General features: G+C 37.3%; 19 protein-coding genes. 17 read left to right on the top strand and 2 right to left on the bottom strand.

Annotated elements, in window-relative coordinates:
• Positions 1-33: 33 nt before the first annotated feature.
• Positions 34-1,644, bottom strand: coding sequence for an ATP-binding protein (locus tag BKO01S_RS08120; protein ID WP_066051536.1), 1,611 nt, complete (start codon positions 1,642-1,644; stop codon positions 34-36).
• 262 nt (positions 1,645-1,906) lie between these two features.
• Between BKO01S_RS08120 and BKO01S_RS08125 the strand changes: the two genes are divergently transcribed.
• The 15 genes from BKO01S_RS08125 to BKO01S_RS08200 all read left to right on the top strand — a co-directional run bounded on the left by BKO01S_RS08125 (position 1,907) and on the right by BKO01S_RS08200 (position 13,205).
• Complete coding sequence (locus BKO01S_RS08125; protein WP_066051539.1) at positions 1,907-3,073, top strand: TraB/GumN family protein; 1,167 nt, start codon at positions 1,907-1,909, stop codon at positions 3,071-3,073.
• Between the two features lie 310 nt (positions 3,074-3,383).
• Entirely contained in the window at positions 3,384-3,836 is a 453-nt protein-coding gene (locus tag BKO01S_RS08130) for a GNAT family N-acetyltransferase (RefSeq protein ID WP_066051543.1), read from the top strand.
• Positions 3,837-3,855: 19 nt separating this feature from the next.
• Complete coding sequence (locus tag BKO01S_RS08135) at positions 3,856-4,149, top strand: antibiotic biosynthesis monooxygenase family protein (RefSeq protein WP_066051546.1); 294 nt, start codon at positions 3,856-3,858, stop codon at positions 4,147-4,149.
• 434 nt (positions 4,150-4,583) lie between these two features.
• On the top strand, positions 4,584-5,414 hold the full coding sequence (locus BKO01S_RS08145) for a pentapeptide repeat-containing protein (RefSeq protein WP_066052054.1): 831 nt from the start codon (positions 4,584-4,586) through the stop codon (positions 5,412-5,414).
• A 422-nt stretch (positions 5,415-5,836) separates the two neighbouring features.
• Positions 5,837-6,400, top strand: coding sequence for a histidine phosphatase family protein (locus BKO01S_RS08155; protein ID WP_066051553.1), 564 nt, complete (start codon positions 5,837-5,839; stop codon positions 6,398-6,400).
• Between the two features lie 123 nt (positions 6,401-6,523).
• Complete coding sequence (locus tag BKO01S_RS08160) at positions 6,524-6,880, top strand: MerR family transcriptional regulator (RefSeq protein ID WP_066051556.1); 357 nt, start codon at positions 6,524-6,526, stop codon at positions 6,878-6,880.
• A 15-nt stretch (positions 6,881-6,895) separates the two neighbouring features.
• On the top strand, positions 6,896-7,210 hold the full coding sequence (locus BKO01S_RS08165) for a thioredoxin family protein (protein WP_066051558.1): 315 nt from the start codon (positions 6,896-6,898) through the stop codon (positions 7,208-7,210).
• Between the two features lie 78 nt (positions 7,211-7,288).
• Positions 7,289-7,816, top strand: coding sequence for a dihydrofolate reductase family protein (locus BKO01S_RS08170; RefSeq protein ID WP_084362012.1), 528 nt, complete (start codon positions 7,289-7,291; stop codon positions 7,814-7,816).
• Positions 7,817-7,828: 12 nt separating this feature from the next.
• The gene (locus BKO01S_RS08175; RefSeq protein WP_066051565.1) at positions 7,829-8,536 is read left to right on the top strand and encodes a YjjG family noncanonical pyrimidine nucleotidase; all 708 of its coding nucleotides are present in this window, start codon (positions 7,829-7,831) and stop codon (positions 8,534-8,536) included.
• 135 nt (positions 8,537-8,671) lie between these two features.
• Positions 8,672-9,109 carry an SRPBCC family protein gene (locus BKO01S_RS08180; protein WP_066051568.1) on the top strand — a complete coding sequence of 146 codons (438 nt, stop codon included), beginning with the start codon at positions 8,672-8,674 and terminating at the stop codon, positions 9,107-9,109.
• Between the two features lie 91 nt (positions 9,110-9,200).
• Complete coding sequence (locus tag BKO01S_RS23860; protein WP_084362022.1) at positions 9,201-9,278, top strand: YjcZ family sporulation protein; 78 nt, start codon at positions 9,201-9,203, stop codon at positions 9,276-9,278.
• A 153-nt stretch (positions 9,279-9,431) separates the two neighbouring features.
• Entirely contained in the window at positions 9,432-10,451 is a 1,020-nt protein-coding gene (locus tag BKO01S_RS08185; protein ID WP_066051571.1) for an ROK family transcriptional regulator, read from the top strand.
• A 24-nt stretch (positions 10,452-10,475) separates the two neighbouring features.
• Positions 10,476-11,696 carry an MFS transporter gene (locus BKO01S_RS08190; protein ID WP_066051574.1) on the top strand — a complete coding sequence of 407 codons (1,221 nt, stop codon included), beginning with the start codon at positions 10,476-10,478 and terminating at the stop codon, positions 11,694-11,696.
• Between the two features lie 23 nt (positions 11,697-11,719).
• Positions 11,720-12,100: a VOC family protein gene (locus BKO01S_RS08195; protein WP_066051578.1), complete on the top strand. Its 381-nt coding sequence runs from the start codon at positions 11,720-11,722 to the stop codon at positions 12,098-12,100.
• Between the two features lie 418 nt (positions 12,101-12,518).
• The gene (locus BKO01S_RS08200; protein ID WP_066051580.1) at positions 12,519-13,205 is read left to right on the top strand and encodes a hypothetical protein; all 687 of its coding nucleotides are present in this window, start codon (positions 12,519-12,521) and stop codon (positions 13,203-13,205) included.
• Between the two features lie 36 nt (positions 13,206-13,241).
• Here the strand turns inward: BKO01S_RS08200 and BKO01S_RS08205 are convergent, their stop codons facing one another.
• Positions 13,242-13,532 (bottom strand): transposase, encoded by a 291-nt coding sequence (locus BKO01S_RS08205; protein ID WP_066051583.1) that lies wholly within the window; start codon positions 13,530-13,532, stop codon positions 13,242-13,244.
• 137 nt (positions 13,533-13,669) lie between these two features.
• Between BKO01S_RS08205 and BKO01S_RS24600 the strand changes: the two genes are divergently transcribed.
• Complete coding sequence (locus BKO01S_RS24600) at positions 13,670-13,819, top strand: hypothetical protein (RefSeq protein WP_198158784.1); 150 nt, start codon at positions 13,670-13,672, stop codon at positions 13,817-13,819.
• A gap of 80 nt (positions 13,820-13,899) precedes the next feature.
• Complete coding sequence (locus BKO01S_RS24605) at positions 13,900-14,037, top strand: hypothetical protein (RefSeq protein ID WP_198158792.1); 138 nt, start codon at positions 13,900-13,902, stop codon at positions 14,035-14,037.
• Positions 14,038-14,084 lie beyond the last annotated feature (47 nt).

The following is a 14,084-nucleotide window of genomic DNA, read 5'->3' on the forward strand; positions in this document are numbered from 1 at the left end:
AGCAGCTTCCTAACAATAAAGGAAGCTGCTGTTTTACTTTGTTACCTTGTGAAGGGGGAGTTCAATTACAAAGGTCGTCCCAGTATTTTCAATACTCTTTGCAGTCATTTGACCACTATGGTTCTCAATGATTTTTTGAGAAACGGAAAGTCCTAAACCTGTACCTATATCCTTAGTTGAAAAGAAAGGTTCAAATATATTAATGAGGATAGAAGCTGGAATACCTTTCCCATTGTCACTGAATATAATTTGGATATGGCCATCTTTAATATCGGTACAAATTCTTACGGCAAGGGGGTTCTCACCTTCTGCCTGTAAAGAATTTTGAAATAAATTAATAAATACTTGAAGAAGCTCTTCACGATTACAGAGGATATAGTAATTTTCTGTGTGTGAAGGTATGTCAAAATCTAATTCTACGTTGTAAAGCAGAGCTTCACTTTTTAGGAAGTTCCATAAGTAGTCTGTAAAAAAATGTTTAATTTGGATCCGTTCAAACGCTTTTTCAGAAGGTTTTGCGATACTAAGGAAATCAGTAATGATTTTATTAGCACGATCAATTTCAGGAATAAGTAATTCGGTGAATAATTGCCCGATGTCTCTCCCCACTTCTTTTTCAAAATATTGAAGATACCCACGAACAGTTGTAAGAGGATTTCTTATTTCATGCGCAATTCCCGCAGCAATTCGACCCGCTAGTGCTTGCTTTTCAGCTGCCTTAATCTTTTCCTCCATTAAATAGCGATCGGTCATGTCACGTAGTTGTCCGTAAGCTCCAATAACCTTCTCACCCTCATAAATAGGTTGTGCATCAAAGAGACAAATGATGGGATCACCAGCAGAATTTTGAAAAACGACTTCTTTACTATCATAACGTACTTCCGCAGTTAGGACGTATTTGAAATGGTCTCCTATAATAGGAAGATCATAAATACTAGAATTAGGAAGGGTATGATAGAAGAGTTGTTTTGCAAAGTCTGTAAATTCTATAATAATCCCAGTTTCATTAGTAATAATGATTCCGTTTCTGGCTCCACTAAGCAATACTTGATTCAAAATATTAAGCTTTCGATTTTGTTTTCTTAATAGCAATTCTCGTTCAATGGAGTCCACTAGTTGACTAAGCATGGGCAAAAACAAGGAGTTATGAAAGGGAATTGGGACCATGATACTTACACTTCCAAGTAAGTTATCCTCATCAGTGTAATGAAACGGAGCTCCGTAACACGCAATTTCATGAAGAAATGTGTGGTAATGGTCCTCACCGACTAGCTGAACCGGATGTCGCTGTTCTAAAGCCAAACTAACTACATTTGTTCCAGTATCTTCTTGTCTAAACAAACTTCCTAGTGTAATACCAAATTGATCGATGGTAGTTTTTATTACCTCGTCCCCTGCTAATTCTAATAAGTAACCGTCAGAATCAGAGATTACGACTAATATAGGAGTTTCTGGTAAAGAATGAATGAGTTTTTCTGAAAAGAAGCGAACAACAGATAAAATTTCTTTATAGGCTTCTTGTCTGCCTTGAACCTCTTGTTTGGTTAAAGTTACTTTGGGACGAACGATCTCATTTGGATCCATCCCTATTTCTTTACACTTTTGCTTGGAAAGTGTGATATAACGTGGTTCCTTTTCGTTCATCTAGTAACACCTCAAAAATAATAAATACAAATTGTATTATAACATGAGTTACGTATCTTTTATCCTAGGGATTTTGTACTTGGAATCAAACCCTAAAGTACATACTAACTAAGGAGAAATTAGGGGAACTTCCCCCAGAAAAAAACTCATGGTTCAGTAAGCGCAAACTGAGAGGTGTTCATGTTATAATGGACAAAAAGAACATAGACATCATTATTAGGTTAATAGACAAATCAGGTGATGGATTTAAAGGAAGGTATCTATGGTAGAGGATAACATTACAAGGATTCATCTAGATGGCAAAGAATACATACTTATTGGGACCGCCCATGTGTCGAAGCAAAGTGCAGAGCAGGTGAAAGAAGTTATTGAAGCTGAAAAACCTGATGCTGTTTGTGTAGAGTTGGATAAGCAAAGATATCAATCCATTACTGATGGAAATAAATGGAAAGAAATGGATATCATTCAAGTGATTAAGGAAAAAAAAGCCTCCTTATTGTTAATGAACTTAGCGATTTCTTCCTTTCAAAATCGAATGGCCGATCAATTTGGCATTAAAGCAGGGCAGGAAATGATTCAAGGAATTCAATCGGCGAAAGAATCAGGAGCAACACTCGTACTCGCCGACCGAAATATCCAAATTACATTTGCTAGAATATGGGGTGGGATTGGTCTAAAAGGAAAAGCGCTTCTTTTAAGCCAGGTGATTGCAGGTATATTTAGCAAGGAAAGTATTACAGAAGAAGAATTAGAAAAAATGAAAAGCCAGGACACGCTTCAAGCGATACTGAATGAATTCACAGAAGCCTTTCCGCGGTTAAAAAAACCTCTAATTGATGAGCGAGACCAATATCTTGCACAAAAAATTAAAGAGGCGCCTGGCGAGAAAATTGTTGCCGTCCTAGGAGCTGCACACGTACCAGGAATTAAAGAAGAAATAAAAAAAGAACAGGACTTAGCAAAGCTAACCTCTGTTCCTCCCAAATCAAAATGGCCCAAAATTATTGGTTGGAGTATCCCAGTGATGATCTTAGCAATCATTGCCTATACGTTTATCGCCAACCCACAAGCAGGGTTATCCCAAACGTTTAGTTGGATTTTATGGCACGGTGGGCTATCGGCTTTAGGAGCAGCTATTGCTCTTGGACACCCTTTGACTATTTTAACAGCCTTTTTAGCAGCGCCGATTACATCGCTTAACCCAGTTCTTGCATCAGGCTGGTTTGCTGGGCTTGCACAAGCCTATGTAAGACGCCCAAGTGTGAAGGATTTTGAAACGTTGTCTGAAGATGTTTTTAGTGTAAAAGGTTTCTGGAAAAACAAAGTTAGTCGAATCTTACTAATCGTTGTATTATCGAACCTTGGAAGTACACTAGGTACAGTAATCGGTGGTGCAGATGTCATCCGAGTGTTTTTTGAGAATTTATAATTTAGGAAGATGGGGATCCAAGGTGGGTCTTCATTTTTTTATGTGAGCGGGAGCTAATGAAGGGTTACAGAAATTAGAGGATAGAGGGAACTAAATAGGAATTTAGATTTAGAACATATGATTTCCAGGAATAAGTGGAATGAGTGAACTAAATCCGCGTTTAGAACATATGATTTCCAATAATTAGTGTAATGAATAAACTAAATTCATATAAAAAAACAATTGACTTCCCTCCTCAAAATATTCCATTTACTAAATATAAATGGTGTATAATGGAAATTGATATCGTAGAGAATTCAGGAGAGAAAATATGAATATTAGAAAAATTAATTATGGAGAATCACTTCCATTCGATTTGTTACTCGAAGCAGATCCTTCTCGAAAAATGGTAAAAGACTATATTAATAGGGGAGAGTGTTATGTAGCTGAAGAATTGAACATGATCGTCGGTGTATACGTAATTCTACCCACTAGACCTAAAACTGTTGAGTTAGTAAACATATCTGTTTTGCAGAGTGAGCAAGGGAAAGGTATCGGCAAAAAACTTGTTTTGCACGCAATCCAAATAGCGGAAGAATTTGGTTATCAAACGATAGAATTGGGTACAGGTAATTCAAGCATTGGCCAGTTGGCTTTTTATCAAAAATGTGGATTTCGAATTGTAGGTGTAGACAGCGACTATTTTATAAAGTATTACACAGAGGAAATCTACGAAAATGGGATTCGTTGTAGAGATATGATTCGACTATCGAAAGACTTGTAGGATGGAAGGTGTAGGTTTTATGATTTTAGAAGCAGTAATGCTCCATGTAAGAGATGGGCTTGAAGAAGAATACGAGGAAGCGTTTCGAAAAGCATCCGGTATAATATCCAGCATGCGAGGGTATGTATCACATGAGTTACAGCGCTGTTTGGAAGTGAAAGGGAAGTACTTGCTACTTGTAAGATGGGAGACACTAGAGGATCACACCATTGGATTTCGTGAATCCGCTGAATACCAGGAATGGAAACAATTATTACACCATTTCTATGCTCCGTTTCCGACTGTAGAACATTTTAGTAAGGTTGAACTTTAACTCGGAGGCACGATAGTGATTGTTCGGTTTTCCGGGAAGTTTATTAGGGTTTCTATTCATATTTATATATGATTTTTTAGAAATGAATGTACGTAATAATGAGTGGATGGTCTTTATTGCTTTATTTATTATATTATTTATCCTATATAGGAATAAGTTACAGTTTCATGGTTGGTACAAAGGTAAGGGGAGAGAAAAGCTCCCCAAGAAAATTACGCAAATTCTTATTACTAGTGCGACTTTACTGCTAGTTTTGGCCCCATTCGTTTAATTTCCAATGTAAGGAAAAATTGACTCTGCCTGCAGTGAAGGATAGAAAATATATCGTCAAATTCTTAAATAGTAATTTGATAAAAAGGGGCATGCTAAGGTATTCCTCTTTTAAGTAGTTGTTTAAATTGGGAAGAGGAGTGTAAAGGTTGTCTCATCAAACTATGATAAATAAAGGAAATTTAATAAAGTATAAAGCTGATTGTGAAAATTGTTTTGGTTTATGCTGTGTCGCTTTGCCTTTTATCAAATCAGCAGATTTTGCTGTTGATAAAGATGGTGGCGCACCATGTAAAAACCTACAATCAGATTTTCGGTGTGGGATTCACGAAGATTTACGTGGTAAGGGATATAAGGGTTGCACTGTGTATGAATGTTTTGGAGCTGGACAAAAGGTTTCTCAGTTTACTTACAAGGGGAAGGATTGGCGGGAAAATAAGAGCACAGCAAAAGAAATGTTTCATGTTTTTCCAATTATGCAGCAGCTTCACGAGATGCTGTATTACCTACAGGAAGCAGTTAATCTAGTAGAAACTCGTTCCATTCATAGCGAGATTCAAAAGGTACTAGACGAGACGGTTGCACTTACGAAACTTAATCCGGTTTCACTAATGAATCTTAATGTATCTAATCATCGTGCGGTCGTAAATGAACTCCTTTTAAAAACAAGTGAGCTTGTTCGTCTGAAGGTGAAAAAAGATAAAAATCTTCAGAAAAAAGTTGGCAAAGGCATGGATTTAATCGGTGCCAAGTTAAAAGGTGCAAACTTAAAAGGTATGAGTTGGAGAGGCACTTTTCTAATAGCTGCGGATCTTCGGGAAAGTGATTTACGTTACTGTGACTTTATTGGTTCCGATTTGAGAGATGCCAATTTACATGGCGCAAATTTACAAGGCAGTATCTTTCTCACCCAAGCACAAGTAAATGCCACGGAAGGCGACAAATATACTAAATTACCTTCTCACCTAAACGTACCAAAACATTGGTTAACGTAGGTTGAGAGTTCTTACAGGGGAATGTCCAAATGACACATTTTCAGTTTTTTGCCTCTCAATTTACATTGTTTAGTATTCTTTTTGTTTTTAATATTGTTATGGATGACTTTATAAGTAAACCATTTACCTACGTTGATGTAATTGCAATTGTAATAGGGATACCTGTCATTATCATTATTTTTAGCTTGGTAAGTAAAACATATAAAAAATTTAAGAGTCTCAAATTTCGAGTGAAAGTCATACTTTCAATACCAGCGTTTGTGCTTTCGATTATGTTTGTAGGTTTCCTTTGGCAAATGGTTTATATATGATTCGAAGAAGTGAGGTGATGTTTAGTAGTGCTTATTTTTAGGTGATTTCTGGATGGGCAGTGTAGATTTCATTTACATTGCTTTTATTAATTTTTAAGTAGGAGATTAATTATGGAGATTTCTTTAATAAGGCATGGAAGATCAAAATGGGTACAGAAGGATTGGATTACATCTAAACAATTTGAAGAGTGGGTTACTAGGTATGACGATCATGGGGTATATGCAGAAGAGACTTACCCGGAGGAAACGCAAAAAAAATTGGTATCAGCCAGTATGGTTTTTACAAGTAATTTATTTAGGTCTAGGGAGTCTGCGAAATTATTAATTCCCACAGTGGAAGTTGTTTCTAATTCCTTGTTCAGAGAAACAGAGTTGCCAATAATATCAGGTTTTATCTCGAAAGTAAAGTTGCGGCCGAGCGGATGGGCAGTCTTGATGAGGTGCTTGTGGCTTGCGGGTTATTGTAGAAAATGCGAATCCCTTGCAGATGCAAAAATTCGAGCTAAACAAGCTGCAGAGCATTTAGTCCGTGTAGTAAAAAAATCCCAATCTGTAGTATTGGTCGGACATGGATTTTTTAATATATTAATAGCGAGAGAGCTATTGCAATTGGGATGGACAGGGGCGAAAAGACCTGCAACGAAGCATTGGCAAGTTACTACATATACTAAATGAATCTTATTGAAGGAGTTAATCAAACTGGTTAACTCTTTTTTATTTTTTTAAAAAACTCTTGACCCTCACATTAGTGTTACAGTTTAGAATAAGAGTATCAAGGATATGAAAGGAGTCTCCTCAATGAAAATCGGTGAGTTATCTAAAATAACGGGGGTGAGTATTCGTTCCCTTAGGTATTATGAGGAGCAGGGGATTCTAATTCCGATGAGATTGTCGAACGGATATCGAGTATACAACGAAACAGCGATTGATCAAGTTCATACGATCAAATTTTATTTGGATTTAGGACTCTCCATTGAGAAGATTTCAGGATTTTTACATTGTGTCCTGAAAAATAAAGAAACCTTTTGTAAGGAAGTATTGCCGATATATGAGCAAAAACTGGAGGAAATTGAAAAGCAGCTTGAGACGCTACAAATGATCCGATTAAATTTAATGGATCGTGTGGCAGCGATTAAAGAAGAAGGATTGAAATAAAAGGAGGAACGAAGGATGTTGGAACTAGGACAAGAAACGTTTCGTGAAACAGTGCAAAAAAAAGGAGTTGTATTAGTGGATTTTGGCGCTCCGTGGTGCCCGCCATGCCGAGTACAGGAACCAATTTTAGTGGAACTTGAAAATGAATATGGTCAACGATTAGTAGTTGCAAAGGTCGATGCGGACGAAGAGGCTGAACTAGCTTCCCAGTTTGAAGTTATGGGGTTGCCAACACTATTATTGTTCAAGGATGGGGAGTTGCTCGATACGATGCGTGGTCTTCATAGTAGAGAACAAATTAGTACAATCATTGATTGTTTCATAATATAACAAATATGATAAAATGATATTTATGGAAATAAAATGGCTACCTTCAAGGTGGCTTTTTTACTGTTAGGGGGAAAATGGATGAGTCGAAAGGTTGTGCTTTTCATAGCGACGAGCTTGGATGGATACATTGCCACTAATGATGAATCATTGGATTGGCTTTTTCAAGTAGAAGGCGAAGGAGACAATGGCTATTCAAAGTTCTATGAAACAGTAGACACAATCCTCATGGGAAGAAGGACCTTTGATTGGGTAATGAACCAGGTAAATGGACAATTTCCGTACGAAGGAAAAGAGAGTTTTGTATTTTCTAGAAAACAACCGGGGAACAATCAACATGTGACGTTTGTTGCGGAAGACATTGTCCCATTTACGAACAAGCTGAAAGCACAGCCAGGGAAGTCTATTTGGCTTGTTGGTGGGGGAGACTTGATTCACTCCTTTTTAAAAGAGGGGCTTGTGGACGAGCTTACGATTACCCTAGCTCCGGTTTTACTTGGGGCAGGGATTCCGTTATTTAAGGAATATGAGCTTGAACAGAAGCTCGAGTTGAAGAGGATAAAAAGGTTCAATCAATTTGTTGAATTGCATTATATTGTTAAAAGATAGGAAGGAAATAATGTGAAAACATATAAGTATTTATTTTTTGATATCGATGATACGTTATTAGATTTTCAAGCTACGGAGAAGGAAGCGTTACGCTCTCTGTTTGCAGAACAAAATATGGTCTTAACCTCAGAAGACGAACGCAGATATAAAGAGATAAACCAGAGTTTGTGGAATGCATATGAAAACGGAAAAATTGAGCGGGACGAGGTACTCAACACGAGATTTTCTACTTTCTTCAAGCAATACAATTTAGAAGTAGATGGAAGTGTATTAGAAAAAAAGTATCGTAGTTATTTAGAGCAAGGACATCAGCTTATTGACGGTGCAATGGAGCTAATTATGGAACTGCACCCTCACTACGAATTGTACATTGTGACAAACGGCGTGTCCAAAACACAGGATAGAAGACTTAGAGATTCTGGTTTATATCCTTATTTTAAGAAAGTGTTTGTCTCGGAAGATACAGGGTTTCAAAAGCCGATGAAGGAATTCTTTGATTATGTGTTTGATAGAATTCCAAGCTATACCCTAGGACATGGCTTGATTATCGGGGATTCCTTATCTGCAGATATTAAAGGTGGACAGCTGTCAGGTATAGATACATGCTGGTATAACCCGTTACGAAAAGTAAATCAGTCAGGGGTTAATCCCACTTATGAGATTCAACATTTAAAGGAGATACATGAGATTTTACCAAGCATGGTGAAAACCTCAAATTGATAAGAGAGGAAGAACTGGATGAGAAAACCAGTTCTTCTTTTTGTCTATTCAATTAACAGGTATGAAAGAAATAGCTGGAAGAAAATAATAACGTAGATGAGATTGTATTATCATTTCAACTGGAGGAATAAATGCATGGTAGACGTGTTAACAGAAATCATCATAAATATTCCGATAGAAAAAGTATCAACGTACGCCTCAAATCCGGAAAATGCTCCAGAATGGTATGTGAATATACAGTCGGCGGAATGGAAAACTGAAAAAACGGTACAGAAAGGATCTCAAATTGCATTTAAGGCAAGTTTCCTCGGTCGAGAGCTTGCTTATATATATGAGATAACCGAATTCCAACCAGGGGAGAAGTTATCCATGAAGACGAGTACTGGGCCGTTTCCGATGGAGACGATCTATACATGGGAGTCTATTGGAAGAGATGTTACCCGTATGACTCTTCGTAATCGGGGGAATCCAACTGGTTTCTCTAAAGTTTTCTCTCCTTTTATGGCTACGATGATGCAAAGAGCAAATATAAAGGATTTGAAAAAGATAAAAGAGATACTTGAGAATAGGTAGGTTTTACCAATAGTAATTTTAGGCATTCGCCCTTCCGATCTTATTGCTTCTTCATAGGATAGTATTGTAACGCTGAGGGAGGTGTTATTGAATGTATAACAATAGTTTTGCGTTAATCGTTGTACTATTCATCTTGTTAATTATTGTTGGTACGGCATTTGTTGCCTAAATGGCATAGTGAATAGGTAAAGAGTCAGCCTAAATGGTTGACTCTTATTGAGTTTATTTAAATTGTTATTGTGTACACGAGTTTTAGTATGCTATTGTATCTTTGTAACTTATTAAAGAAGTTTAATAAGTGTCTTGAAATGGTGGTGAATAAATGAGTGATTTAATAACAACTCCGAAATCAATGAAACACGTCATCTTAAGGGGTATCCGATCTGGATTACTTGAACTTAGGAGCGCAACGAAAGTTGAATTAAGTAATAAATTAGGAATTAGTTTTCCTACGATTAGCAAATTTCTTGCGCAAATGGAAAAGGATGGAGAACTGTTGGTCGTTGGTCTTGATGATTCTAGTGGAGGAAGAAGGGCCAAACGTTACGCGTACAATCCCGAGTATATGCTGGGCTTGGCGATTTTTTTAGAAAGTAATGAAACCCACTATACCGTTTTTAATTGTTTAGGTGAGGTAAAAGAACAAGGGAACACAACAAGCGTCATAAAGAATAACGATTTGAGTTTATTGACCGAATGTATTCAGGGCATTATTGCGGTGTATCCAAGAATTTCCTCCATTGCAATTGGAGTACCTGGATCGGTTGATAATGGTCGCATATTTTACATACCTGATTATGACCATTTACAGAATTTTGATTTAAAAGAGTATTATGAAAATCTTTTTTCTATCCCTGTCGTAATCGAAAACGATATGAATGCAGCCGTACTTGGCTACTTTAAATCGCTCAGTAATACGGACAATCAGTCTCTCGTATACTTGTATTTTGGCCAGAATGGACCAGGTGCCGGTGTTTTAATTAATGGAAATGTGGTTCGTGGGCGTTCCTTTTTCTCGGGGGAGGTATCCTTTGTTCCCCAGTACGAAAAACAAAACTTCTTTCAAGCATTAGAAAATCGAGCGGCATTTCTTGATGATCATACTTTGGATGCTGTGAGTAGGTTAGTAGCTACATTTGTCGCTATCTTAAATCCTCATATGGTTATTTTTTGTCATGGTGAAGTGAACGAAAAGGTCCTTAAAGAGATTAAAAAGAAAAGTTCAATCTATGTTCCAAGTGAGCATCTTCCTGAACTAACAGAAAGTAACTGGAAACAAGACTATTTGTTTGGTTTACAGAATTTAGGGCTGGAGCTCATGATCACAAATATAAATACGTAAGCAGACATGAGAGGAGAACTTCTAATGGCAACATTTTTCTTAGTGATCATTTATTTGGCTTTTATTAGCTTAGGTTTGCCAGACTCCTTGTTAGGAGTGACCTGGCCATTAATTAGATCCGAATACGGAGCACCAATGGAGATGGCTGGATGGCTATTTATGATGATTGCAGGTGCTACGATTGTTTCGAGTCTTTTTACAGGGAAAGTACTAAATAGATTTGGAACTGGTAAGGTGACTTTTATTAGCTGTCTTCTGACGGCTGTAGCGATACTTGGATTTAATTTTGCACCATCAATGATTTGGCTGTTTATTTGTGCAATCCCACTTGGATTAGGAGCGGGTTGCGTGGATGCTGCATTAAACAATTATGTGGCTGCCCACTATAAGGCACACCACATGAGTTGGCTTCACTGCTTTTGGGGAGTGGGGGCTACGCTTGGGCCAATTATTATGTCTTCCTATCTTACGGGAGATCAATCGTGGAGAAGTGGATATTTTGCCATTGCTGGCCTTCAGTTTGGATTAGTCGTTATTCTATTCTTAACTTTACCGTTATGGGAAAAGGTAGCTAGAAAATCAACCAACAAACTAAACATAGAAATAGATTCCTCAATCGGTCACACTACAAAAAATGAAAAGCCTCTTAAAATTAAGGGAGTAAAGTTAGCCATGGCTACGTTTTTATTTTATTGCGGTGCTGAAGCAGGTGTAGGTCTTTGGGGAAGTAGCTATTTGGTAAACGTAAAAGATTTGTCAGTAGGCGTAGCTGCTCAGTGGATTTCTTTATATTATGGAGGCATAACGATAGGCAGGTTCTTGACCGGATTTATTACATTAAAGGTTGATAATAAAACGTTAATTCGATCTGGTCAGCTGACAGCTCTTGCTGGTACAATCCTTTTATTATTACCCATACCAACCATCTTTTCACTTGTAGGTTTAATATTTATTGGTTTAGGCTTTGCGCCCATTTTTCCATGTATGTTACACGAAACCCCAACACGCTTTGGAAAGAAACATTCTCAGACGATCATGGGTTATCAAATGGCGCTTGCATATACGGGAAGTACCTTTTTACCTCCATTACTAGGATTGGTTGCTTCTCAAACAACGATTGGAATTTTCCCCTATGTGATTGTACTGTTTTCTATTGGCATGGTTTCCACATCTGAAAGGTTAAACAGGATTATAATCGGAAGGAAAATTTTATTGAATAGCAAGACTGAATCTACTGCTATGTAATCAATAAGGAGGAGTGAAGTGATTTGAAAATTGAGCATATAGCCATATGGGTTAAAGATTTAGAAAAGATGAAAGCCTTTTATGAACGATACTTTAACGGAAAATCAAATGAAAAGTATCATAATGTAAAAAAAGGCTTTGAATCTTATTTTATTCAATACGAAAGTGGAGCGCGTTTAGAGATTATGCGCAAAACAGGTGTGGATAAAGAAGATGGAGCAGACAGAATTGGTTGGGCACATGTCGCGTTTTCTCTTGGCAGTAAAGAAAAGGTCAATGAACTCACGGCAAAATTCCAAGAAGAGGGATACGTTCTTATAGATGGGCCACGTGTAACAGGTGACGGCTATTATGAAAGTGTAATAGAGGACCCTGAAGGGAATCTTATAGAATTAACAATTTAATTATTACTTATACAACGCTACCATTCAGGGTGGCTTTTTTTGTTTACCACAGGGTTGACTCAACTTTGTTTCATCAAACAGGGTCTAACCATTTTTGGAAACTATAAATTAATATAGCTACAAATAAGCTAAGTAAGAGCACACCAAATGAAGTGATATTAATTAGCTTATAAATTCCTAAATGCTCATACCATTTGCTAATCCCAAAATCCAATTGAACCGATTCGCAAGTTGAAAAACAAAGGTTAATACGAGAAATTATATTATTCCCGTATAAAGGATCCTTTATGTTCTAGAATATGTGTTTTCAGAACAGCTAGTCGGTTCTTATTTTTTGTAATTATTGAGTCATTTTCATCGTAGTAGGCATATGATGATTCCGTAATGTTAGGAATTAGTACTGGAGGAGGTTGTATGTATGTACAACTACGGTAACCCATATTATTATGCCCAACCTACTTATCAACAAGTTCAACCATATTATTACGAGGATCTTTATTATTCTACCTTAAGACAACCGGTAAATTTAGGTACAAGATGGGAAGTAGAGGAAGGCGGTTGGAGAGCTGTTTGGACAAGACGAGGAAACAGTAATGTGTTTGATGGTAGATGGACGAGGGCAGGACAAACGCCAATAACCGCTGTATTGAGAGTGAATGTGGATGGCAATTTCGTCTGTATTTCACGAAGAAATAGTAGTGACGGAAACAATTGTCAGTATGTAGGTAGAATTGAAGGAAACAGAATCATGGGAAGTAATGTGTGTAACAGAGGTGGTGGTCCTTGGTCAGCTACCATTTTAAGAGGACCAGCAGAACCAGATTTAGGTAGGAGATGGGAAGTAGAAGAAGGTGGATGGAGAGGCGTTTGGATACGACGAGGAAATAGCAATATATTTGATGCCAGATGGACTAGACAAGGTGCTACCCCTGTTACAGCCGTATTAAGAATGCAACAGCAGGGCAATCAGGTTCGAATTGAACGTCGAAATAGCAGCGATGGCAACGACTGTACCTACACAGGTAGAATTGAAGGACAGAGAGCATCCGGGAACTTTACATGTGAACAAGGTGGAGGAACTTGGAGTGCTACCATCACTAGATAAGAACGTTTAAGAAGGGCTACTTATAAGGTAGTCCTTTTAATTATCTTTTACCAGTAAGTTTACAGTGAGTGTGTATAGAAAATAGACACCTAAATAAGCACCAGTGAGCAAGAAGAATGGATTAAGGAATATGGCATGAATATTGGTCATAAATACCGTATCATCTATGATAATATCGTAAATGGCAAAGGCCGAAATATTGCCAAATATAAGAGCGCTTAAGAAAGCAACTAAGTGAAAATAGAAGCGGACCCTTGGCCATTTCTTTTGAAGGGTCATCATTAATAAGGGTATGACTATACTACTTGATAACAATAAAAATTTCACTAAAAATCACTCCATTTGTCTCCAATTCCCATTAATATTACTCTCTCCTTGTACATGAGAAATTACACAATTTTACTAATAAATATTTGTTAATTAGACAAGATAATTTTAGTATGAAAGTTTGAAGGAGATATAGTATGAAAAAAACAAACGAATCATCTAATAATGAACCTACTATTGCACCTGGTATGAACACACAAGAGGAACTGGATCGAGACGCTACACATAAGGAGTTAGAAAGTGGAGAGGTAACCCACGTAACAAGAGTGGAAGTAGATCCGGTGTAAGGATTGCGAAGGCAATCCTTTTTTTTGTATAAAAAACCTCCCTCATTTGATAAAATGGAAAAAAAAGGAGGTCGAAAACTATGTGGATATTCCTATCCAGTGTCCTTCTTGCCATTGGGTTTGCTATTTGGATTGACTGGAAAAGAAAGAAACTTAAGAATCATCCTCACATCCCAACCAACCCGAAAGGAAACCGGGGGATAGCTCTAACTATATGATGGGGGATAATAAATATACTGGTGGGTCGCAATAATTTAGGGGGAAA

This window comes from Robertmurraya korlensis NBRC 107688 (assembly GCF_001591645.1).
Classification (GTDB): Bacteria; Bacillota; Bacilli; order Bacillales; family Cytobacillaceae; genus Robertmurraya_A.

Excerpts from the sequence above, each read along its gene's own strand:
- BKO01S_RS08120 (WP_066051536.1), bottom strand. The coding sequence starts at position 1,644 with ATGAACGAAAAGGAACCACGTTATATCACACTTTCCAAGCAAAAGTGT.
- BKO01S_RS08125 (WP_066051539.1), top strand. The coding sequence starts at position 1,907 with ATGGTAGAGGATAACATTACAAGGATTCATCTAGATGGCAAAGAATAC.
- BKO01S_RS08130 (WP_066051543.1), top strand. The coding sequence starts at position 3,384 with ATGAATATTAGAAAAATTAATTATGGAGAATCACTTCCATTCGATTTG.
- BKO01S_RS08135 (WP_066051546.1), top strand. The coding sequence starts at position 3,856 with ATGATTTTAGAAGCAGTAATGCTCCATGTAAGAGATGGGCTTGAAGAA.
- BKO01S_RS08145 (WP_066052054.1), top strand. The coding sequence starts at position 4,584 with ATGATAAATAAAGGAAATTTAATAAAGTATAAAGCTGATTGTGAAAAT.
- BKO01S_RS08155 (WP_066051553.1), top strand. The coding sequence starts at position 5,837 with ATGGAGATTTCTTTAATAAGGCATGGAAGATCAAAATGGGTACAGAAG.
- BKO01S_RS08160 (WP_066051556.1), top strand. The coding sequence starts at position 6,524 with ATGAAAATCGGTGAGTTATCTAAAATAACGGGGGTGAGTATTCGTTCC.
- BKO01S_RS08165 (WP_066051558.1), top strand. The coding sequence starts at position 6,896 with ATGTTGGAACTAGGACAAGAAACGTTTCGTGAAACAGTGCAAAAAAAA.
- BKO01S_RS08170 (WP_084362012.1), top strand. The coding sequence starts at position 7,289 with ATGAGTCGAAAGGTTGTGCTTTTCATAGCGACGAGCTTGGATGGATAC.
- BKO01S_RS08180 (WP_066051568.1), top strand. The coding sequence starts at position 8,672 with ATGGTAGACGTGTTAACAGAAATCATCATAAATATTCCGATAGAAAAA.
- BKO01S_RS23860 (WP_084362022.1), top strand. The coding sequence starts at position 9,201 with ATGTATAACAATAGTTTTGCGTTAATCGTTGTACTATTCATCTTGTTA.
- BKO01S_RS08185 (WP_066051571.1), top strand. The coding sequence starts at position 9,432 with ATGAGTGATTTAATAACAACTCCGAAATCAATGAAACACGTCATCTTA.
- BKO01S_RS08190 (WP_066051574.1), top strand. The coding sequence starts at position 10,476 with ATGGCAACATTTTTCTTAGTGATCATTTATTTGGCTTTTATTAGCTTA.
- BKO01S_RS08200 (WP_066051580.1), top strand. The coding sequence starts at position 12,519 with ATGTACAACTACGGTAACCCATATTATTATGCCCAACCTACTTATCAA.
- BKO01S_RS24600 (WP_198158784.1), top strand. The coding sequence starts at position 13,670 with ATGAAAAAAACAAACGAATCATCTAATAATGAACCTACTATTGCACCT.
- BKO01S_RS24605 (WP_198158792.1), top strand. The coding sequence starts at position 13,900 with ATGTGGATATTCCTATCCAGTGTCCTTCTTGCCATTGGGTTTGCTATT.